At 59.5% G+C, this 19,781-nt stretch carries 24 protein-coding genes; 20 read left to right on the top strand and 4 right to left on the bottom strand.

Annotated features, from left to right (window positions below; translation table 11 throughout):
- Positions 1-3 precede the first annotated feature (3 nt).
- Positions 4-561, bottom strand: coding sequence for a thioredoxin family protein (locus ACFSKT_RS18550; RefSeq protein WP_377718707.1), 558 nt, complete (start codon positions 559-561; stop codon positions 4-6).
- A gap of 130 nt (positions 562-691) precedes the next feature.
- Between ACFSKT_RS18550 and ACFSKT_RS18545 the strand changes: the two genes are divergently transcribed.
- From ACFSKT_RS18545 to ACFSKT_RS18535, 3 genes are read left to right on the top strand one after another with little or no spacing between them, the layout of a single operon-like run.
- Positions 692-2,353: an RsmB/NOP family class I SAM-dependent RNA methyltransferase gene (locus ACFSKT_RS18545; protein ID WP_377718708.1), complete on the top strand. Its 1,662-nt coding sequence runs from the start codon at positions 692-694 to the stop codon at positions 2,351-2,353.
- The gene (locus ACFSKT_RS18540) at positions 2,353-3,108 is read left to right on the top strand and encodes a pseudouridine synthase (protein ID WP_377718709.1); all 756 of its coding nucleotides are present in this window, start codon (positions 2,353-2,355) and stop codon (positions 3,106-3,108) included. Before ACFSKT_RS18545 ends, ACFSKT_RS18540 begins: the two co-directional genes overlap by 1 nt.
- Before the next feature lie 19 nt (positions 3,109-3,127).
- Positions 3,128-3,925: a Cof-type HAD-IIB family hydrolase gene (locus tag ACFSKT_RS18535; RefSeq protein WP_377718710.1), complete on the top strand. Its 798-nt coding sequence runs from the start codon at positions 3,128-3,130 to the stop codon at positions 3,923-3,925.
- A 92-nt stretch (positions 3,926-4,017) separates the two neighbouring features.
- Here the strand turns inward: ACFSKT_RS18535 and ACFSKT_RS18530 are convergent, their stop codons facing one another.
- Together ACFSKT_RS18530 and ACFSKT_RS18525 are read right to left on the bottom strand one after the other, a co-directional pair.
- Complete coding sequence (locus ACFSKT_RS18530; RefSeq protein WP_148930213.1) at positions 4,018-4,113, bottom strand: dihydroorotate dehydrogenase; 96 nt, start codon at positions 4,111-4,113, stop codon at positions 4,018-4,020.
- A gap of 221 nt (positions 4,114-4,334) precedes the next feature.
- The gene (locus ACFSKT_RS18525) at positions 4,335-5,711 is read right to left on the bottom strand and encodes an RsmF rRNA methyltransferase first C-terminal domain-containing protein (protein ID WP_377718711.1); all 1,377 of its coding nucleotides are present in this window, start codon (positions 5,709-5,711) and stop codon (positions 4,335-4,337) included.
- A gap of 259 nt (positions 5,712-5,970) precedes the next feature.
- Between ACFSKT_RS18525 and ACFSKT_RS18520 the strand changes: the two genes are divergently transcribed.
- From ACFSKT_RS18520 to ACFSKT_RS18505, 4 genes are read left to right on the top strand one after another with little or no spacing between them, the layout of a single operon-like run.
- Positions 5,971-6,519: a GNAT family N-acetyltransferase gene (locus ACFSKT_RS18520; protein ID WP_377718712.1), complete on the top strand. Its 549-nt coding sequence runs from the start codon at positions 5,971-5,973 to the stop codon at positions 6,517-6,519.
- A 26-nt stretch (positions 6,520-6,545) separates the two neighbouring features.
- Positions 6,546-7,211, top strand: coding sequence for an HAD family hydrolase (locus tag ACFSKT_RS18515; protein WP_377718713.1), 666 nt, complete (start codon positions 6,546-6,548; stop codon positions 7,209-7,211).
- A gap of 13 nt (positions 7,212-7,224) precedes the next feature.
- Positions 7,225-7,728, top strand: a complete 504-nt coding sequence (locus tag ACFSKT_RS18510; protein ID WP_377718714.1) for a cysteine hydrolase family protein — start codon at positions 7,225-7,227, stop codon at positions 7,726-7,728.
- Between the two features lie 45 nt (positions 7,729-7,773).
- On the top strand, positions 7,774-8,226 hold the full coding sequence (locus ACFSKT_RS18505) for a DUF2663 family protein (RefSeq protein WP_377718715.1): 453 nt from the start codon (positions 7,774-7,776) through the stop codon (positions 8,224-8,226).
- A 26-nt stretch (positions 8,227-8,252) separates the two neighbouring features.
- Here the strand turns inward: ACFSKT_RS18505 and ACFSKT_RS18500 are convergent, their stop codons facing one another.
- Positions 8,253-9,125: a helix-turn-helix transcriptional regulator gene (locus tag ACFSKT_RS18500; RefSeq protein ID WP_377718716.1), complete on the bottom strand. Its 873-nt coding sequence runs from the start codon at positions 9,123-9,125 to the stop codon at positions 8,253-8,255.
- Between the two features lie 360 nt (positions 9,126-9,485).
- Here ACFSKT_RS18500 and ACFSKT_RS18495 point away from each other — a divergent pair, with 360 nt between their 5' ends.
- The 13 genes from ACFSKT_RS18495 (at position 9,486) to ACFSKT_RS18435 (ending at position 19,770) form a co-directional block, all read left to right on the top strand.
- Entirely contained in the window at positions 9,486-9,857 is a 372-nt protein-coding gene (locus tag ACFSKT_RS18495) for a sensory rhodopsin transducer (protein ID WP_377718717.1), read from the top strand.
- Between the two features lie 16 nt (positions 9,858-9,873).
- Complete coding sequence (locus ACFSKT_RS18490; protein WP_377718718.1) at positions 9,874-10,632, top strand: DeoR/GlpR family DNA-binding transcription regulator; 759 nt, start codon at positions 9,874-9,876, stop codon at positions 10,630-10,632.
- A 260-nt stretch (positions 10,633-10,892) separates the two neighbouring features.
- A complete protein-coding gene (locus tag ACFSKT_RS18485) occupies positions 10,893-11,621 on the top strand; it encodes a (Fe-S)-binding protein (protein ID WP_377718719.1) in 729 nt (242 codons plus the stop codon).
- Complete coding sequence (locus ACFSKT_RS18480) at positions 11,618-13,132, top strand: LutB/LldF family L-lactate oxidation iron-sulfur protein (RefSeq protein WP_377718720.1); 1,515 nt, start codon at positions 11,618-11,620, stop codon at positions 13,130-13,132. Before ACFSKT_RS18485 ends, ACFSKT_RS18480 begins: the two co-directional genes overlap by 4 nt.
- Positions 13,125-13,862: a LutC/YkgG family protein gene (locus ACFSKT_RS18475; RefSeq protein ID WP_377718721.1), complete on the top strand. Its 738-nt coding sequence runs from the start codon at positions 13,125-13,127 to the stop codon at positions 13,860-13,862. The genes ACFSKT_RS18480 and ACFSKT_RS18475 overlap by 8 nt, the downstream gene beginning before the upstream one ends.
- 161 nt (positions 13,863-14,023) lie before the next feature.
- Positions 14,024-15,214 carry an MSMEG_1061 family FMN-dependent PPOX-type flavoprotein gene (locus ACFSKT_RS18470; RefSeq protein ID WP_377718722.1) on the top strand — a complete coding sequence of 397 codons (1,191 nt, stop codon included), beginning with the start codon at positions 14,024-14,026 and terminating at the stop codon, positions 15,212-15,214.
- A 38-nt stretch (positions 15,215-15,252) separates the two neighbouring features.
- Complete coding sequence (locus tag ACFSKT_RS18465; protein ID WP_377718723.1) at positions 15,253-15,630, top strand: cupin domain-containing protein; 378 nt, start codon at positions 15,253-15,255, stop codon at positions 15,628-15,630.
- Positions 15,627-16,139 (top strand): NUDIX domain-containing protein, encoded by a 513-nt coding sequence (locus tag ACFSKT_RS18460; protein ID WP_377718724.1) that lies wholly within the window; start codon positions 15,627-15,629, stop codon positions 16,137-16,139. The genes ACFSKT_RS18465 and ACFSKT_RS18460 overlap by 4 nt, the downstream gene beginning before the upstream one ends.
- A gap of 162 nt (positions 16,140-16,301) precedes the next feature.
- Positions 16,302-16,799 carry a GNAT family N-acetyltransferase gene (locus ACFSKT_RS18455; RefSeq protein ID WP_377718725.1) on the top strand — a complete coding sequence of 166 codons (498 nt, stop codon included), beginning with the start codon at positions 16,302-16,304 and terminating at the stop codon, positions 16,797-16,799.
- 183 nt (positions 16,800-16,982) lie between these two features.
- Positions 16,983-17,408, top strand: coding sequence for a VanZ family protein (locus ACFSKT_RS18450; protein WP_377718726.1), 426 nt, complete (start codon positions 16,983-16,985; stop codon positions 17,406-17,408).
- Positions 17,409-17,420: 12 nt separating this feature from the next.
- On the top strand, positions 17,421-18,134 hold the full coding sequence (locus ACFSKT_RS18445) for an HAD family hydrolase (RefSeq protein ID WP_377718727.1): 714 nt from the start codon (positions 17,421-17,423) through the stop codon (positions 18,132-18,134).
- 60 nt (positions 18,135-18,194) lie between these two features.
- Positions 18,195-18,968: a phosphoribosylformimino-5-aminoimidazole carboxamide ribotide isomerase gene (hisA, locus tag ACFSKT_RS18440; protein ID WP_377718728.1), complete on the top strand. Its 774-nt coding sequence runs from the start codon at positions 18,195-18,197 to the stop codon at positions 18,966-18,968.
- Between the two features lie 40 nt (positions 18,969-19,008).
- Positions 19,009-19,770, top strand: a complete 762-nt coding sequence (locus ACFSKT_RS18435) for a class I SAM-dependent methyltransferase (protein WP_377718729.1) — start codon at positions 19,009-19,011, stop codon at positions 19,768-19,770.
- Positions 19,771-19,781: the final 11 nt, after the last annotated feature.

The following is a 19,781-nucleotide window of genomic DNA, read 5'->3' as shown; positions in this document are numbered from 1 at the left end:
AGCTCATCCTTTCCGTGGCGCGTTCACCTTGCCTTTATATTTCTCGAAAAAGGCGCGATAGTCTTCGATTTTGTTGCCGTCGGTTCCCGGTTCCGCAAGACCGCCCACGATTTTGTCGACTTGCGCGCCGTTCTCGTAATAAACCAAGGTTGGCGTATATTCGATCAGCTCGCTGCGGATGTAGGCGGGAAATTCCAGCGTGTTGAACTGCTTCATATCCACGTCCAGCTCATTCACGACCGGGGTCAGCTCCGGTGTCGTGTATTTGCAGTGCGGACAGGTGGAGGAGAAGAAATACACGAAGAAGTTCTTCTTGTCGGCCTTGAGCTGGTCGAGCTCGTCTGGCAGCATGATGTTCTGGTAATTCGGGTCATCCAGCAGCTCGCGCGTAGCCGGGTTCAGCTGGGACATGCTTTTGCCGTACGCGTTATCCTTGGTCATCATGTTCACGACGACGAGCAGACCGATCAGGACGACGAACACGGTGAGGGCGATCAGGATCGGTTTCTTGCTCCCGCTTTTCTTGTTGCCGGCGTACGTATTATTATTCTTCTTCGACATGAATCAACCTCCGACTTGGGCACGAATGTTGGTCAAGCTAACGGCTTTATTATACAATAAGACGAATAGAGAAAAAACCGTGATTTCCATAAGGTGGGACCGGCAAGCGCAAAGGAGTAGGATCGACAGCATGGGTATCACGTTGCCGCAATTGTTCGCGGATAAAATGAAACGGCTGCTCGGGCCGGAATACGAAGCCTTCCTCGCTTCATACGAACGTCCGCGCAAATACGGCCTGCGGGTGAACGGCTTGAAGCTGACGCCGGAGGCGTTCTTGGCGATTTCGCCGTTCAAAGACCGCTTGACGCCCGTGCCGTGGGCGGAGGGCGCCTTCTATTATGAGGAACAGGACCGACCAGGCAAGCATCCGCATTACCATGCGGGCTTGTACTATATTCAAGAGCCGAGCGCCATGGTGCCGGCCGAGCTGCTCGGCGTCGTGCCGGGCGACCGTGTGCTGGACTTGTGCGCCGCGCCCGGAGGCAAGTCCACGCAATTGGCGGCCAAGCTGAAGGGCGAGGGCGTGCTGGTCACCAACGACAACGCGCGGGAGCGAACGAAGGCGCTCGCGAAGAACGTCGAGCTGGCCGGCATACGCAATGCGGTCGTGCTGAACGAGGAGCCGGCAGGCATCGCCCGCGTCTTCCCGGAATGGTTCGACAAGATTCTCGTCGACGCGCCGTGCTCGGGAGAAGGGATGTTCCGCAAGGACGAATCGATGGTCGCCGAGTGGGAGAAGCATTCCGTCGAGCGCTGCTCGGCGATGCAGCGCGACATTCTGAAGCACGCGGCGGACATGCTCGCGCCGGGCGGTACGTTGGTCTATTCGACATGCACGTTCTCGCCCGAAGAGAACGAGACGCAGATCGCCGAGCTGCTCGCGGCGTGCCCGGAGCTGGACGTCGTACCCGTGCAGCTGGCGCACGGCTGGGCATCGGGCAGACCGGAGTGGGTGGCTGCGGAAGCCGCGGAAGGCTTGTCCGCCTCGAGGCTTGCCAGCATAGCCGGTACGGTGCGGCTGTGGCCGCATTTGACGGAGGGCGAAGGCCATTATGCAGCGGTATTGCGCAAGAACGGCGAACGCAAGGACGGCTCCATTGCGCCGCGCGGCGGTCAGCCGACGGATGCTGCTGTAGCCGGGAAGCATGATGGCGATGACACGGGTCGGGGCAAACGCCGGGGAGGCGAGTCCGGAAGGACGTCGGCCCATAAGCATGAAGAGCGCAGACGGGACCGCGAGCAAGACCGCGCCCTGAAGTCGGCGCCGAAAGCGAAGGATTTTCGATCGAAAGCGGCAAAGGCGGCCCTCGCGCATGCGGGAAATCCTTCGGATGCGTGGAAGCAGTTCGGCGAAGCGCACTTGAACGGATTCCCAAGGGAAGGCTATCGCATCGTGACGTACGGCACGCGAGTATACATGCAGCCGGCCATTGTGCCGCCGCTGGATGGGCTGCAGGTCGTCCGTCCCGGATGGTATGTCGGCGAGGCGGGCACGTATCGGTTCGCTCCGTCGCATCCCCTCGCCATGGCGCTCCGAGCGGACGAGGCGCGCATGTCGCTTCAATATGAAGCGGAGGATATGGACCTGGTCCGGTATTTGAAAGGCGAGACGCTCCATGTCGAGGAACGCGGCCTGCGAGTGCACGGCGGTAAGGAAGTGAACGAATCGAATCATCCGCAAGTATCCGGCTACGTGCTTGTCTGCGTGAACGGATACCCTGTCGGCTGGGGCAAATATAACGGCGGCGGGATGCTCAAGAACGAGCTGCCTGCCGGTTGGAGGTGGATGTAATGGCGAAACGAATGCGGCTGGACAAGCTGTTGTCGAACATGGGCTTCGGTTCGCGCAGCGAAGTGAAGATCGCCGTCAAGCAAGGGCGCGTCACCGTGGACGGCGTCCGGGCCAAGGATAGCGGCATGCAGCTGGACCCGGAGAAAGCCGATGTCGTCATCGACGGCGAGCGAGTCGTCTATCAGGATGTGATCTACGTTATGCTGAACAAACCGCAGGGCGTCGTGTCGGCGACCGAGGACACGCGAGACCGAACGGTCATCGATCTGCTCGCGGACACGGACCGGGTGCTGAAGCCGTTCCCGGTGGGGCGGCTGGACAAGGACACGGAAGGGCTGCTGCTCATCACGAACGATGGCGCGCTCGCTCATGATTTGTTATCCCCGAAGAAGCATGTTCCGAAGACGTACGAAGCGAACGTGCTCGGCGACGTGGGCGAAGAAGACATCAGGGCGTTCGCCGAAGGCGTGGCCCTAGACGACGGTTATGTCACCATGCCGGCTCAGCTGCGGATTGACGGCCGGGAGGAACGAGAGGACGGCATCTATTGCCGAATCACGCTGACGATTCATGAAGGGAAATTCCATCAGGTCAAACGGATGTTCGAGTCGGTGGGCAAGAAGGTCGTCTATTTGCGGCGAGTCGCCATGGGACCGCTTCAGCTGGACGAGTCGCTGCCCCTAGGCGATTATCGTCCCTTGACGGAAGACGAGCTCCACGCGCTGTTCTCCGTTCGGACCGCGCGGAATGATTAAAGCAGGAGGAATGGCAGCTATGGCACTACATTACGATATAATAGCGCTCGACGTCGACGGCACGCTCCTCACGGATGCGCACCAATTGACGGAGGAGACGAAAATGGCGGTGCGAGAGGCGGCCGAGCGCGGCGCGGAGATCGTGCTGTGCACGGGCAGAGGTCCCGTCAACACGCTTCCGGTGCTCGCGGAGCTGGGGCTTTCGGGCACGATCATCACCCACAACGGCGCGGCGACGGTAGATGCCGCGAAGCGGCAGGTGCTCCATCAATACGATTTGTCGCCGGAGGAAGTCATGCGGTTTATCGCGTATTGCCGCGAGGGGGGCCATCACTTCGATCTCAATACGGCGTTCGAGCTGATGGCGGAGACCGTGCGCAAGGAAGCCGAAGCGATGTACGCCATGTTCGACATCCAGCCGATTCTGGGACCGTTCGCAAGCCCGCTCCCGGCCGGGCTCGTCAAATTTACGGTATTCGGTTCGCGGGAAGAGATGGACCTTGTCGAAGAGGCGTGGAACTGCTGGACGCACGGCTTGTCCCATATTCGCAGCGGCGACTTCTTCATCGACGTCATGCATCCGGAAGCCAGTAAAGCGGCCGCGCTGAAGCAGCTGGCCGCGCTGCGCGGCATCGCGCCGGAACGGGTCATGGCGATCGGCAATTACTACAATGATATCGGCATGCTGGAATTTGCGGGCCTAGGCGTGGCGGTGGCCAACTCGCCGGATGCCGTGAAGGCGAGCGCGAAAGCGCTGACCCGTTCGAACGAAGAGAACGGCGTTGCGCATGCGCTGCGCGAATACGCGTGGTCGTAGCCGCAGAAGCGGAACGACTAATGGAAAAAGCGTAAGGACCCCGGGTCCTTACGCTTTTTTTATGCCTTTCCCTTATGATGAATGGGCCGCGATTAGTAAAGAACGCCGCGCGTTACGATAACCAGCAGGATGAACAGAACCAAGATTATACCTGCAGATGTGAAGCCGCCACCATGTACACCGGACATTGAAATTCCTCCCATATTCAGGTATTTTCCCGGCGCCTCAGCTGTGTTGTCTTAAATGCGTTCTCGGCACTCGGTATACGTTATCATATGCGAGGCGATCAAGAAGGACTGGACGAATGCCGGGAATGCCGTCGAAATGGGCATGCGTACCGGCAGCGATGCCGCATTGGTACGTTGAAGGCAAGGAGACAGGTGCCGGACGATGCCGGATGCCGCGTATGTTATTTAAAGAGGCGCAGGCCTTTCGGCAAATGGTTCTTCACCATGCCCGCGCTCGCTTTGCCCCAACCGAGGGGAAGACCATCGACGGCGATCAGGCCCCAACCCGCGCTGCCAGCGGATGCTGCCAGCGTCTCGCCGCGCAGATAGGCGGCGATCTCGGGCGCGTCCGGCGCGTAGGACTGCGTCCACTTCGCGGCGGAGGCAGGCAGCGCCATGGCTAAGGCATGCGACGGTTCCACCCGGTTTTTGCGAATATCGCACAGATGCAGACCGGGACGCGGCACTTTCAAGCCTTGAAGCTCCGCGCTCGTGAAGCGCCCTTCGGCGGAGCCGTAAGGCAGCCAGTACAAGGCGTCGCCGAACCGGATCGGCTCGCCGGGAGCGAGCGTTTTGCCTTGCGGAAGCGACTCCTGCACAAAGGCTTGGAAGAGGGCCATTTCCGCTTTCAACAGGCTGCCGGCAGCGGCCGATTTTCCTCTACGTCCCGGTTTGCGGTCCTGCGCCTCCGGCTGCGGTTGGGCGGACTCCGATTTAAGGAGCACGGCGACGAAGTGTCCTTCCCCGCGGGCAAGATGCGGCCATACCCGCTCGGTCAGAACGAGCTCGAATTCGGGGTGAAGACGGCAGAAAGCCTGCATCGCATCTTCGTTCTCCGCGCGATTGAACGTGCAGGTGGAGTAGACCATACGTCCGCCGGGCTTCAGCATCGCAGCGGCATGCTCCAGAATATCGGCTTGCCGCGCCGCGCACATGGCGACATGCGACGGCGACCACTCGGAGACGGCGCCTTCATCCTTGCGGAACATGCCTTCGCCCGAGCACGGCGCGTCGAGCATGATCCGGTCGAAGAAGTGGGGGAACCGTTTGGACAACTCGTCCGGCCCGGCATTCGTGACGACCGCGTTGACGATGCCGCAGCGCTCCACGTTCTCGCTTAATATTTTGGCGCGGGCCGGATGGATTTCGTTTGCAATGAGCAATCCTTCTCCGTCCATCTTGCCCGCGATCTGGGTCGTCTTGCCTCCTGGCGCGGCCGCAAGGTCAAGAACGGTTAGGCCCGGGCGGACGTCCAGCAGCTCCGCGGCCGTCATCGCCGACGGTTCCTGAATATAGTAAAGGCCTGCGGCATGATAGGGATGCTTGCCAGGACGGGCTTGTTCGTCGTAATAGCGACCCGTCTCGCACCAGGGGATGGGTTCGAGGCCGAACGCATCCGTTAGCGCCCCTTGGACGGACGGCCATGCGGCGGATTTGAGCGGATTCACTCGCAGACCGAACGTCCTTGGCTGTTCGTAGCTGGTCAGGAAGGCATCGAATTCGGGGCCGAGCAAATGTTTCATTTGGTTAAGATAGGCTTCGGGTAATGTTGCGCGCACGTCGAAGAACTCCTTTATTTCATTAATCGGTTGGCGATAAGATTCGCCTCATTATAGCACAAATGGTTAGCCGTCATTTTAACGCCAGGGATGATCCGCTAATCCAGGAAAGATTATCAAGCTAGCACAGATATGATATAGTGGAGGCGCATGAACGGTTTTCGCGGGAGGGGATCGGACAAATGAAGATTGTGCCCTACGAACGAAGCTATTTCCGTTGACCTAGCAGACAGATAAAGGCAAGGAGTACGATAACCAGATGCACATGCAAACCGAACGACTGTTTCTTCGGGAATTAGAGGCACGCGATGCGGAGGCGGTACTGGATTACGTACGGCGTAACCGCGATTTTCTGGAGCCATGGGAAGTTCGCAGAGAAGAGGCGTACTACACGCTCGAAGCGCAGGTTGAGCTGCTGCGTCAGGACGCGGCGAGAACCGCGCGCGGCGAGCAATTCAAAGTATGGCTCTCCCCGGCGGGCGAGCCGGCGAAGGTGATCGGCTCCGTCACGCTCAGCAATATCGTGCGAGGCGCCTTCCTTTCCTGTCATCTCGGCTACCGGCTGGATGCGCAACAAGCGAACCGCGGTTTGATGACGGAAGCGCTGTCGGCCGTGATCCGGCATGCGTTCGACGAGCTCGGTCTACACCGGATCGAGGCGAACATCATGCCGCGCAATGCGGCCTCGCTCGGCGTCGTGGGCAAGCTTGGTTTTTACGAAGAGGGGCTGGCTCTGAAATATTTGTTCATCAACGGCCGCTGGGAGGATCATCTCCATATGGTGCTCCGCAATGCGGCGATGGAGTGAAAGACGGGAGGAGGCGCCGAACGCGGATGATGGTACAAGCGGTTATCTTCGACTTGGACGGCACGCTGCTCGACCGGGACGCTTCGCTGCGCGAATTTCTGAAGGATCAATATGCTCGATTTCCTCAGCTTCGGACGATTTCCCGGTCAGCTTTCATGGATCGGTTCATCGCGCTCGACCGGCGTGGTTATGTGTGGAAGGACGAAGTATACCGGCAGCTTATCGCGGAATTCGGATTCGAACTGCGATGGGAGATGCTGCTGGCGGATTATTGGGAAGGCTTCCGGCGTCACAGCCGACCGTTCCCGAACGCGGGGAGCATGCTTGCGGCGCTGCGCGCCCGGTCGCTCCGAATCGGCTTGATCTCCAATGGCTACGGGGAATTTCAACTGGCGAACTTCCGGGCGCTCGGGATCGCGCACCAATTCGACGAGGTGATGATCTCGGAATGGGAAGGGCTGCGCAAGCCGGATGCGGCGATCTTCCATCGGATGCTGGACAAGCTCGGCGTGAAGCCGCAGGAGGCGATATACGTCGGCGATCATCCGGCGAGCGACGTGGCGGGCAGCCGCGCCGCGGGGCTGAAGGGCGTCTGGAAATACGACCCGCTGCTCGAGGCGCCCGAAGAGCATGACGGCGTGCTGATGGACTTGGCGGAGCTCGTCGACCTCATTGACAATCATACACGATAACGGAGGAATGGTTATGAAGATCGCTTTATTAATCATTGACATGCAGCATCTGTTCGTAAAAGACGCGCCGGTCTATCCGGACTTGCCGCGCGCCTGCGAGTATATCAATTATACGGCCAGACTGCTGAGGGACAGCGGGCATCTCGTCGTCCACGTACAGGATATGGAAGAGGCGACGAGCGTGGCGCCGGAGAAGCTCGGGATCATCGACGAAATTACGCAGGCGGAAGGCGACCGGTATATCGAGAAGATGTGGTCCAACGCCTTCTGGAATACGGAGCTGGAAGAGCTGCTGGCCGAGCATGCGGTCGGACTCGTGGTGGTCGCGGGCTACGCGGCCGAGCATTGCGTGACGTTCACGTTCAACGGGGCGCGGGAGCGGGGGTTCAAGGCAGCGATCCTGCAGAACGGGATCCTTGGCGAGAAGCCTGATTCCGTCCAGATCGTCGCGCGCGACCGTTCGCTCGTCTCTTATACGGTTCTCGATTATTTAGCCCAGCTCAGCCGTCTGGAGTAGTTCAGGATTCGGCCAAGCCGCATATATATCATTGAGGTGATGGAAATGCGGACGGTCGCGGAGCAGATTGACGAACTGCCGATATCGGGGGACGCCAAGGGCGTCTTGAAGGAAGTCGTGAAACGCAAGGACAAAGTGGACGGGTTAAAGCGAAGGCAGATGCTGCTCGCGATCGTCAACGGCGGCGTGGCGGTCGTATTGTTAGTTTGGCTGTACAAGCTGAGCCGCGTCTCCAGCGCGAACGTCTTCGATATCCTGGGCTACCTCGGCGGCAGCACGGCGGCGACGTTCTTCCTGCTCGTGGCGATCTCTTCGTTCCTGTATGCGGGCAGCGTCTCGAAGGAATACAAGAAGGAGAAGCAGAAGTACGACGACTTAAGGCAGGAAGCCATCACGTATTTGCGAGCCAAGTGGGATGTGACCGAGGAATCGATCTTAAGGGATAAACTTTCCGCCATTTTGAGTAAGCGCGACATCAATTTGGTCTTCTACAGTTAGTTATGCTCGAAAAGCAAATGGCAGCGCTATATGCGCTGCCATTTTTTGCGGTACGCGAGCGGGGTCAGGCCCGAGCGTTCCTTGAACAGATTGATGAAGTGGCTCGTATTCTCGATGCCGACCGCAAGCGCGATGTCGCCGACGGGCAGCGCCGTATCCAGCAGCAGCTCCTTGGCGCGCGTGATGCGGCGGTTGATCATATATTCGCCCGGCGTCGTGCCGGTGCAGCGTTTGAACAATTTGGCCAAATGGAATTTGTTGACCTCGAACCGGTCGGCCAGGCGGTCCAGCGTCAGACGCTGCCGATAGTCCCGGTCGATGACCTGCATGACGCCTTGTATGAGCGGCGGGTACGCCGGATTGCTGGACGAATACTGGTGCGCGGCGAGCACGACCTCGGTCATCATGGAGACGAGAATGGACGAGGCGACGAGCTCCGCGCGCAGGTCGGGTATGAGCTGCTCTCGCTGGAGCCGCTCGAACAGCTGACCAAGCTGCGAGTCGGGCAGCAGCGCGGCTAGCGGCTTTTCCTGCTCGGCGAATTGCTCGTAGTACGTCTGGACGCCGGCGCCGTTAAAGTACGCCCAATACAGCTCCCAATCCTTGTTCGAGTCCGAACCGAAGCGATGGTGATGCTGGCCGTCGATAAAAGCCGCTTCGCCCGGCCGAAGCCGGTGCGACTGATTACGGTAAGTTAAGGTGCCGGTACCGGAGACGGTGTAGACGATCAAATACGAGCTGAGCGTGTCACGCTCCAGGAAACACTTTTCGCGAATGCGGCCGTAGCCGGTTTCTTGCACATAGTATAGAGATGCCTGCGCAAAGGCGCTTGGCGTCGCGATATGGCGGATCGGATTATCGGGGCGGGGATCCGTGGCCCGCTCGAGTGGAACATGCACGAACATTTAGACCTCCCATCATGCTCATAATGGCAAGGCGGCGATTGCAGCCGGATCTGCTGCGAAGGACCAAGGTGACGTGCGTGGTGGTAAGCGGCCGCCGCATAGATATCAGATTACATTACACGTTTTGGCGACCGCCGAATCCGATTCCGTCGGAATTGGGCCTGCGGGAGGACAATCGCGGCGGGACAATAGACGATATACCTGATTGAAAGACAAGCCAACTTTTTTGGCGAAGAACATATTCAAACGCATAATTTCATGCTATTCTAATAAAAACGGAAGTAAACACAGATTTTCGGAATGATGCAAAGAAGTTGAAAGAACAATCTTTACATGGAAGCAGGAGGAATCGCGATGAATCAAGCGAAAGGCGCTAAGCAGTGGATTATTCCCGACGGGTATATCCCGCCGACGAGTGCGGGAACGCTCGAGAGCCATGAATCGATTTGCGTGCTCAATTGTTCGTCCGAAGAGGCGCTTCTAAGCATCACGATATTTTTCGAAGATCGCGAACCGATCGAAGGTATGCTTGTCGTCGTGCCGGGTCGCAGAACGAAGCACATCCGGACCTCGGGGCTTGCCAAGAACGGCGAGCGCATTCCGGCCGGCGTGCCGTATGCGATCGAGCTCGTCAGCGATATCCCGGTCATCGTGCAGTACAGCAGGCTGGACGCGACGCAAGCGGAGAACGCGCTCATGTCCGTTATGGCCTATCCATTGAAATGAGAAAGAGGGCGTCCGTATGTTGGTTGCGGAACGATATGAGAAAATCATCCAGCTCGTCAATGAGCGGGGCAGCATCAGAGTAACGGAACTGAGCGAGCTGTGCCAGGTGACGGAAGAGACCATCCGCCGTGACCTGGACCGGCTGGAAGCCGCGGGCAAACTGCGCCGCTCGCATGGCGGCGCGGTCAGCGTGAAGGAGGGGCAAGCGGAGACGCCTTATTCCGAACGGGAAGTGCTGTACGCGGACGAGAAGCGGCGGATCGCGCAGGAGGCGGTCAGGCAGATCATGCCGAAGGACCGTATTCTGCTTGATGCGAGCACGACGGCTTGGTATATGGCGGCCAGCATGCCCGACATCCCGCTGACGGTATTGACGAATTCCATCAAGGTGGCGGCCGAGTTGAGCACGAAGGAACGAATCGAGGTCATCGCCACGGGGGGGATCGTCGCGCCGCGGTCGCTATCGTTCGTAGGACCCTTGGCGGAGCGTTCGCTGGATGCTTATCACGTCGACAAATTGTTCCTCTCGTGCAAAGGCGCTCATCTGGAGCGGGGCATCAGCGAGTCGAACGAGCTGCAGGCGCGAATTAAGCAGCGAATGATCGGTATCGCCGATCGGGTGATTCTGCTGGCGGACGGGTCCAAATTCGGCAGTCAAGCATTCGCCCAAGTCGCGCGTTGGGACGCGGTGCACGAGGTCATCACGGATCGTACGGCTACCGCAGCCGCCGTTGAAGCGCTGCGGGAGCAAGGCATCGTCGTGACGACGGTGTAAGCGAGCTGAATGGACTCTGGCGCTTTGCGCCGCGGGGCGTGTCGCGTCGTCATGCGAAGTCATGGCGGCGCGGCCGGCTTCGCCATCTCGGTTTATTTTCGAGTGGATGGGAAGCAGATGGATTGCACTTCTGGCACGTGCGTTTGCCGAACAACTTTTCATTGTCAAGATGTCTGATAACCTGATAAACTATGTTCAACTACGATCAACGAGTATGAAATTTGCCACTATGCTCTAATTCCATGCAACGAGGTGCGCATATGAAAGTCTCTCTTTTCATTACCTGCTTAAGCGACGTGATTTACCCCCGAGTCGGCGAAGCGATGGTCAGGCTGCTTGCGAAATACGGCATCCGCTTGGATTTTCCGACCGTGCAGACGTGCTGCGGCCAGCCTGCTTTCAATAGCGGGTACTGGCAAGCCGCCCGCGATAGCGCCGCGACGATTTTGGATGCGTTCGAGGATAGCGATTTCGTCATCTCGCCTTCGGGCTCCTGCACGGGCATGATCCATCACTACCCCAAATTATTCGAGCAGGATCCCGAGCAATACAAGCGGGCATGCGCGCTGCGGGATAAATCGTACGAATTTACGCAGTTTCTGGTCCAGGTACTGGGCGTGACGGACGTCGGGGCGACCTTCCCGCACAAAGTGACGTATCATCCTTCCTGCCACGGCAGCCGTCTGCTCGGCGTGAAGGAAGAGCCACTCGCGCTGATGCGTCAGGTCAAGGGCTTGGAGCTCGTGCCGCTGCCGTTCGCCGAGGACTGCTGCGGGTTCGGCGGAACCTTCGCCGTCAAGATGGGCGATATATCCGGTGCGATGGTGACGGAGAAGGCTGATCACGTGCTGGAATCGGAAGCCGAAGTGCTGGTCGGACTGGACATGGCCTGCCTCATGAATATCGCGGGGAATCTGCGGTTTCGCGGAGAGCCCGTGCGCGTCATGCATTTGGCCGAATTATTGTACGAAGGAGTGACCCGGTCATGAGCGGCAACCATTCGACAGCCACGGTGAAGGCGCGCGCGGAGCTGGCGCTCAACGACGAGTTTCTGCGCAAGGCGGTGCGATTCACGACCGAACGGCTTCGCAGCGGCAAGAAGAACGCGTCGGAGGAGCACGGCAACTGGGACGAGTGGCGGGAGAGAGGCCGGCAAATCCGGCTGCACACGATCGCGCATCTCGACTATTACTTGAATTTGTTCGCGGACAACGCCAGGGCGAACGGCGCTTACGTGCATTTCGCGGACACCGCCGCGGAGGCGGTTCAGATCTCTTTGGATATCGCGGCGCGCAAGCAGGCCAAGACGGTCGTGAAGTCCAAGTCGATGGTCACCGAGGAGCTGCATTTGAACCACCATCTCGGCACGATCGGCGTCGAGGCGATCGAGACCGACCTCGGCGAATATATTATCCAGCTGGCCGGCGAGACGCCGTCCCATATCATCATCCCGGCCATCCACAAGAACCGGTATCAGATCGCCGACCTGCTGTCGGCCGAGGCGGGAGAGCGGCTCGAGCCGGATACGTCCGTGCTGGCCGGATTCGTGCGCAAGAAGCTGAGGGAGAAGTTCCTTGAGGCAGACATCGGCATGACCGGCTGCAACTTCGCCATCGCGGAGAGCGGTTCGATCGTTCTCTTCGAGAACGAAGGGAACGCCCGCATGGTCTCGACGGTGCCCAAGACGCAGATTACGCTCATGGGCATGGAACGCATCATTCCGAGCTTTACCGACCTGGAGGTGATGGCGACGCTGCTGCCGCGTTCGGCGACCGGGCAGAAGCTGACCGTGTACATGTCCGCCATCTCGGGCCCGCGGCGCAGCGCGGATGCGGACGGACCGGACGAAATGCACATTATCGTCATCGACAACGGACGCTCGCTGCAGCTGGGCGATCCGGAATTCCAGGAGCTGCTGAACTGCATTCGCTGCGGCGCCTGCCTGAACGCTTGTCCCGTCTATCGCCACATCGGCGGCCATGCGTACGGCGGAACCTACTCGGGTCCGATCGGCGCGGTGCTGACCCCGGCGCTGAAGCAGAACGTCGCGGAATGGGACGATATCGCGAACGCCTCCAGCTTGTGCGGCGCTTGTTACGAGGCCTGTCCGGTCAAAATCCCGCTGCATGACATGCTCGTCTACTTGCGTCGGCGCAAGGTCGAAAGCGGCCACGGCAACAAATGGGAAGGCGCGGGGATGAAAGGCTTCGGCGGCGTTATGGGCAGCTCCAAGCTCATGCGCGGCGTGCTGGCCATCGGCCGGCTCGGTCAAGGACTGGTCGCGCGAGACGGCGAGATTCGGCTCAGCATCGGTCCGCTCAAGGAATGGAATCGCTATCGGGTGACGCCGACGCTCGCCAAGGAATCGTTCCGGCAGCGCTGGGGAACGATCGAGCGGGAATTGCGCGAAGGGCTGGCCGATCTGGATCCGGCGATGAAGAAACGAATGGAAGCGATGAAGAACGCCCGGGCGGGCAAAGGGGGGCACGGCCATGGCTGATCAGACGGCGCTGACGCACGAACAATGGCTCGAGGAGATGGATCGGAAGGGGCGCGAGAAGCAAAAAAGCTTCATCGCCAATATTGCGGGTCGTCTAAGGCGCGAGACAGGCAAGCCGCCTGCCGGACATCCGTACCGGGGCGCCCCTTCGTTCTGGCAGCGGTTCGAATGGCCGCTGGAGGAGCGGATCGAGCGATTTTCCGCCAACTTCAAGAGCGCGGGCGGGCACGTCGTCCGCGTGCCGGACATGGCGGCCGCTTCGGCCTTCATTGCGGATAAGGCGAAGGAGATGAGCGCGCATTACATCGTCCGTCAGCAAGAGGCCGCGCTGGAGGCGCTTGAACTCGAGGCGGCGCTTCCCGGCTGCGAGGTTTCCGTCTGGAACGACGATCCCGGCAAGCCGTGGAAGGCGTTGGCCGCGCAAGCTGATTTCGGCGTCGTAATGGCCGATCATGCGGCCGCGTATACCGGATCGCTCGCCGTTCTGTCCGCCAAGGAGAAAGGCCGCTCGGTTAGTCTGCTGCCGACGGTGCTGATGGCGCTCCTGCCGGTCGACCGCCTTGTTACCCGATTGGGCGAGATTCTCATGCCGCTTGACGCGGCCGGTCGCGAGAAGCTGCCGGCAGGCGTGCACTTTATATCGGGTCCGAGCCGTTCGGCCGACATCGAGAACGACTTGACGATCGGGGTTCATGGTCCGGGCGTCGTATATGTGATCCTAATTGGTTGATGCGCAAGCGCCTTCGATTCCGGCTATCCGGCCTGGAATCGGGGCTTTTTTTGTGTTTGGCCGGTACCGGCGGTCGTGGTTTCCAAAAATTGAGAGCTGTGGTATAGTAGTTCAAAAATTATGGCGGAAACGCGCGTGAACGCGGTGTGGGAGGAATTGCAATGGGGAACGCAAGCGAACGGCTCATATTTAAACGGGCGGGCGTAGACGATGCCGAACGTATTCTGGGGTTATTAACGGGGGCGGCTAGCTGGTTGCTGGCCAAAGGCATCGACCAGTGGCGACCGGAATATTTCTCGCTGGACGGCATCCGGTCGGAGATGTCCGTCGGGAACGAATATTTCCTCGTGTATCGCGGCGAAGCGTGCGCGGGCACGTTCTTCATCGCCTGGTCGGATCCGGCCGTGTGGGGCGCGCGCGACAACGAGGATAGCGGCTACTTGCATCGTTTCGCGGTCGCCAGGGAGCATGCGGGGCAAGGCATCGGGGAGGCGGTGCTGCGCTGGGCCGGCGATTATATCGCCCGGCAGGGACGCGGTATGTTCCGATTGGACTGCATAGCGGACAATCCTCGTCTGAACCGGTTGTATCGGGACACCGGTTTTCGATATGTCGATACCGTCGGTTTTGATAACGGCTGGCACGCCAATCTGTACGAAATGCCAGCGGCCAGGCAGCAGCCGGGCGAGTCGGCTGCGACGGCCGCGCTCGATTCGGCGGTCGATCTCCCCTTTGGGGACTTCATCCGGTCGGCGGACGAGCTCCGGCAGCTGCTCGGCGATTCGAATCCGGTCGTCCAGCGCAAGACGATCAGGCGTATCGACCGGCATTGCGCCGAGTTCATGTCGCGCTCGCCGCTCGTCTTCGTCGCGACCGCGAACGCACGCGGCGAGTGCGACGTCTCGCCCAGGGGAGATGCCCCGGGCTTCGCCCTCGTGCTCGACGAGCGGCACCTTGTGCTGCCGGAACGCCCGGGCAACCGACGGATGGATGCCTACCGGAATATCTTGGCTAATCCGCGGATCGGTCTCGTGTTCGTCATTCCTGGTCTGGACGAAGTGCTCCGCGTGAACGGGGAAGCTTGGATCGTGCGGGACGAGGAGCTGATGGCGCGTATGAGCGCCTTTGGCAAAGTACCGAAGCTTGGCATCGGCGTTCGGGTGGAAGAATGTTATTTGCACTGCGGCAAGGCGTTCAAGCGTTCTCATGTGTGGGAGCCGGAGCAATGGCCGGATTTGGCGGGACTGACGCCGATTGCCAGGATGATTGCCGACCACGTCGGTGCGCCGGACATCGACGAGGCGAAGGTCGCGCAAGGGATGAAGGAAACCTACGAGCAGCGCATGTATTAGCAGAGGAACAGACACGCAAAAAGACGGAGGGATACGTCATGAAGACGAGCAAAGCGGCGGCGCCGCACTACATATGGGGAGCCGATTGCGACGGCTGGCGGCTGGTCGATCGGCCCGATCAAAGCATCATCCACGAACGCATGCCTGCGGGCGCTTCGGAGGAGCGGCACTATCATGAGCGGGCCCATCAATTTTTCTTCGTGCTGAGCGGCTCGGCGGTCATGGAGATTGAAGGGGAGCTGCATCATCTGCAGCCGCAGGAAGGTATTGACGTCGCGTCCGGCTTGCGCCATTGCATCCGCAACGAGTCGGCCGAACCGGTCGAGTTTCTCGTGATCTCTGCGCCGACGACCAGAGGCGACCGTATCGCGGCACCGCCTGTGACCGACACGTCGCCAGGGCGTGACGCGCGATGACGATTCGGTTGCGACAGCTTGCGGCGGCGCTGCTTTTCGACGGGACCAAGGTGCTTCTCATGCATAAAAAGGCCTCCTGCTGGCAGAGGCAGACGTCGCCTTTCTACGCGGCGATTGGCGGTCATATGGAGGAAGGCGAGCTGAATGATCCGTATGCGGCATGCTTGCGCGAAATCGAAGAGGAGACGGGGCTGCTGGAGCGGGATATCGCGAATCTGCGGCTCAAGTACGTCCTCCTTCGTCTCAAGGAGCACGAAATCCGTCAGCAGTTCATTTATGTCGGGGAAGCGCTGCGCACGGACGTGACCGCCTCCGAGGAAGGCGAGCTGGAGTGGCGGGAGCTGGAGGACGCGATGAGCCTGCATTCCTCGGCGATCCATCACGCGATGCTGCGCCATTATCGCGATGATCCGCTGCCGGATCAAGTGTATACCGGCACCATGTCGATCGCGGAGGACGGTTCTCCTTCCGTCCAGTGGCACCCGCTGCGGGATCCGCGCGTCTTCTGAGATCGGGATAAGCGGGTTGCCGGAGGGAATTATTTTTGGCGGAAAAGATAGAGAACGCCGCGCCCGTATAGTAATATATAGGTTATCCGCCGCCTGTCCGTGTTACGGAGGGCGGTCTTTTGACCCTATCAGACTAGCAGCGCGGAAAGGTGAACGGCCATCATGAACAATCTTGCATTCGTAACGTATGAAGAGCAGTACTTGGATCAGGTAAGACAAACATACAATTATTATGTGGCGAATACGACGGTATCGTTCGATCTGGAGCTTTGCTCGCGGGAAGGCATGCGGCAGCTGATCGAGCCGGTATCGCCGCTGTACCGTTCGTTCGTCATTTTGTGGGATGGGCAATACGCGGGTTACGTGCTCATGACGCAGCATAAGAAGAAAGCGGCGTTCCAGGTAACGGCCGAAATCACGATTTATTTGGACCAAGCTTTCACCGGCCGCGGCATCGGCAAAGCCGCCGTTCCCTTCCTGGAGCAGCTAGCCCGGGAGTCCGGCATACATTCCCTCGTGGCGGCCATCTGCAGCGAGAACGAAGGCAGCTTGAAGCTGTTCGGCAAACAAGGCTATGTCCAATGCGCGCACTATCGGGAAGTGGCCTATAAGTTCGATCGCTGGCTTGATTTGATCTGCTTGCAAAAAATATTGCGATAGGCGGTTGTGCCGATGACAGACCGGAGGACCGCCGCGGGTGGCTGAACTTTATACCGCTCCGCCTCGGCGCGAAGGCACGACGCGCTCGATTATTTGCACGACATGCTTGCGGCTTGCGAGAGCGCGGCCGAAGAGGCGGCCGGACGGCGTTAGCCGCCTGACCCGCCGATGTAAGGAGGCATTATGAAAACAGCGGCTATGTTGATTACCGTCTTGTATACCCTGCTGCTGCTCTATTGGATGTTCATCGGATTCGGCCGCACGCATTTGCCGTATCCCGGATACCAGTATAATTTAATTCCATTTCATACGATCAAAATGTACATGCTGCACGCGGACCACTTCAACGCGAAGAACTGGGCGATCAACGTCGTCGGCAATATCGCGGTTTTCATGCCGTTCGGCCTTGCGGTTCCTTATTTGCGAAAAATGTCCGGCTTTCGGTTTATCCTGCAGTTTGTCGTCATATTGTTGATGTTGGAGTGTTTGCAGCTCATTAGCCAGCGCGGCAGCTTCGACGTCGACGATCTCATGCTGAACACGATCGGCGCTTTGCTGGGCTATTGGATGTACCGGAGATGGTTCGCCGGTGGCGCTAAGGCGAGCTAAGGAGAAGAACACATGTATAAAGCCATTTGGTTTGATTTAGACCATACGCTGTTGGATTACGATCAAAGCGAACTGCTCTGCATGCAGCTCACGATGGAGCGGCACGGCTTGACGCAGCGCCCGGATTATGAGTGGGAAGGGTTCCGCTGCGTATTTGCACCGATTAATTGGACGTACTGGACAGAACGGGTGCAGCGCAATCTTGCGATCTCGCAAGTGTTGGATTTATCATTCCGGGACACGCTCTCGCGGCTCGGCTGGGACGAAGAGCTTTCTTCCCCGATGACCCGAACGTACTGGGAGTTATTCTGTGGTGCGGCACACGTGATGGAGGGCGCCGGGGAACTGCTCGCGCGGCTTCGCGAATCGTACGCGCTCGGCGTCATCTCGAACGGGATCGGGGAAGCCCAGCGGGGGCGGCTGCAAGCGAGCGGATTATTCGGGTATTTCGACCATCTGCTGATTTCCGACGAAGTGGGCTTATGGAAGCCGGATCCGGCGCTGTTCACCTTGGCGGTGGAAGCCAGCGGGTGTTCCAAAGCGGAAATTCTGTTCGTCGGCGATTCGCTGTCGGATGATTATCGCGGCGCGAAATCGAGCGGCATCGACTTCTGCTATTACAATCCGTCCCGTGCCGAGCTGTCGTCCGGGCACGCGCCGAACTATATGTTACATAGGCTGTCCGAGCTTCCGGATCTCTTGGCGAAGCACCAAATCTCGGCATAGACAACGAGCAAGACACGCTAACTACCTATCTACTCGAACGCGATAGAATGGAGACGAACGATGGAATTTAGACCTTGTATTGACCTGCACGGGGGCAAAGTAAAGCAGATCGTCGGCGAAACGTTGACGGCCAGCGCAGCGCAAGGCGGCGTGGTGGAGAATTTCGTGTCGGAGCTCGGCGCCGGACACTACGCGGCGTTGTTCAAGCGCGACGGGCTGCGCGGCGGTCACGTCATCATGCTTGGCGGCGGCAACGAGATTGCTGCCCTCGAAGCGCTTGCCGAATATCCGGGCGGCCTCCAAATCGGAGGCGGCATCACGGCGGATAACGCGCTGCATTACTTGGAGCGCGGCGCTTCGCACGTCATTGTCACGTCGTATATTTTCCACGATGGGGCGCTGGACATGGAGCGGCTGCGCGGGCTTGTGGAGCGCGTCGGCAAAGATCGGCTCGTCATCGACTTAAGCTGCAAGCAGAAGGACGGCAAATGGTATGTCGTCACGAATCAATGGAAGACATTCAGCGATTTCGAAGTGAGCCCGGAGAGCCTGCGAGAGCTGGCGCAGTATTGCGATGAATTTCTGGTGCATGCCGTCGATGTCGAGGGCAAGCGCAGCGGCATCCTGGAGAGTCTGGTCAAACTGCTCGCGGACGCGTCGCCGATCCCGACGACGTACGCCGGCGGCGCGAGATCGCTCGACGATCTGGCGCGATTCCGCGAGTTGACCGGCGGCCGACTAGGCATCACGATCGGCAGCGCGCTCGATATATTTGGCGGCGCGCTCCCTTATGAAGAGGTCGTACGTTATTGCGACGGGACTTCGTCTCGATAAAGCGATACCGATCGCGTAAAGCCGGAGAGGGGTGGATCGTATGGATAGCAAGACGCGGTTCTCGAATCGGGTGCAGGATTACGTCAAATTTCGGCCGAGTTACCCGCCTGCGTTGATCGAAGCATGGCTCCGGCTCGCCGGGGTGAAGGCGGGGGACCGGGTGGCGGATGTCGGCGCGGGGACCGGCATCTTTACCCGGCTGCTGCTCGAACAGGGCTTGGAGGTGCTGGCCGTCGAGCCGAACGACGACATGAGACTCGCCGCCGAGCAGGCGGTTAGTCCGCTGCAGCTGGACCGCTTTCGCTCAGTGGCGGCTTCCGCCGAAGAGACAACGATTGGCGATGCCGAGGTGGACGCGGTTGTGAGCGCGCAGGCGTTCCACTGGTTCGATCCCGCCTTGGCGCGCGCGGAGTTCGCCCGCATTCTCAAACCAAGCGGCACCGTGGCGCTCATCTGGAACACGCGGGACGCGTCGGGCAATCGGTTCGCCGTGGAGTATGAGGCGCTGCTTCACGCCTTCTCGCCGGATTATGAGAACGTCGGCCATCGCCGGCTGACGCCTGGCGATTTCGAAGCTTTCTTCGCGAATGGCGCCTACGAACGCGTCGCGTACGTGAACGAGCAGTGGATTTCGCTTCCGGAATTGATCGGCCGCGCATCCTCGTCCTCCTATACCCCGGCATCCGGCACGGAGGCCCATGTGCTGTTCACGCAGGCGCTGACGACCTTGTTCACGACCCACGAGCAGCAGGGCAGGGTGCCTTTTCATTATCTAGCCGAACTTTACATCGGCCGCGTCTAACGAAACGGAGG

It is taken from the genome of Paenibacillus xanthanilyticus, assembly GCF_042682185.1.
Taxonomy (GTDB): domain Bacteria; phylum Bacillota; class Bacilli; order Paenibacillales; family Paenibacillaceae; genus Paenibacillus_Z; species Paenibacillus_Z xanthanilyticus.
Note: the sequence above shows the minus strand (reverse complement) of the source record. Positions and strands in the feature narration are given on the sequence as shown.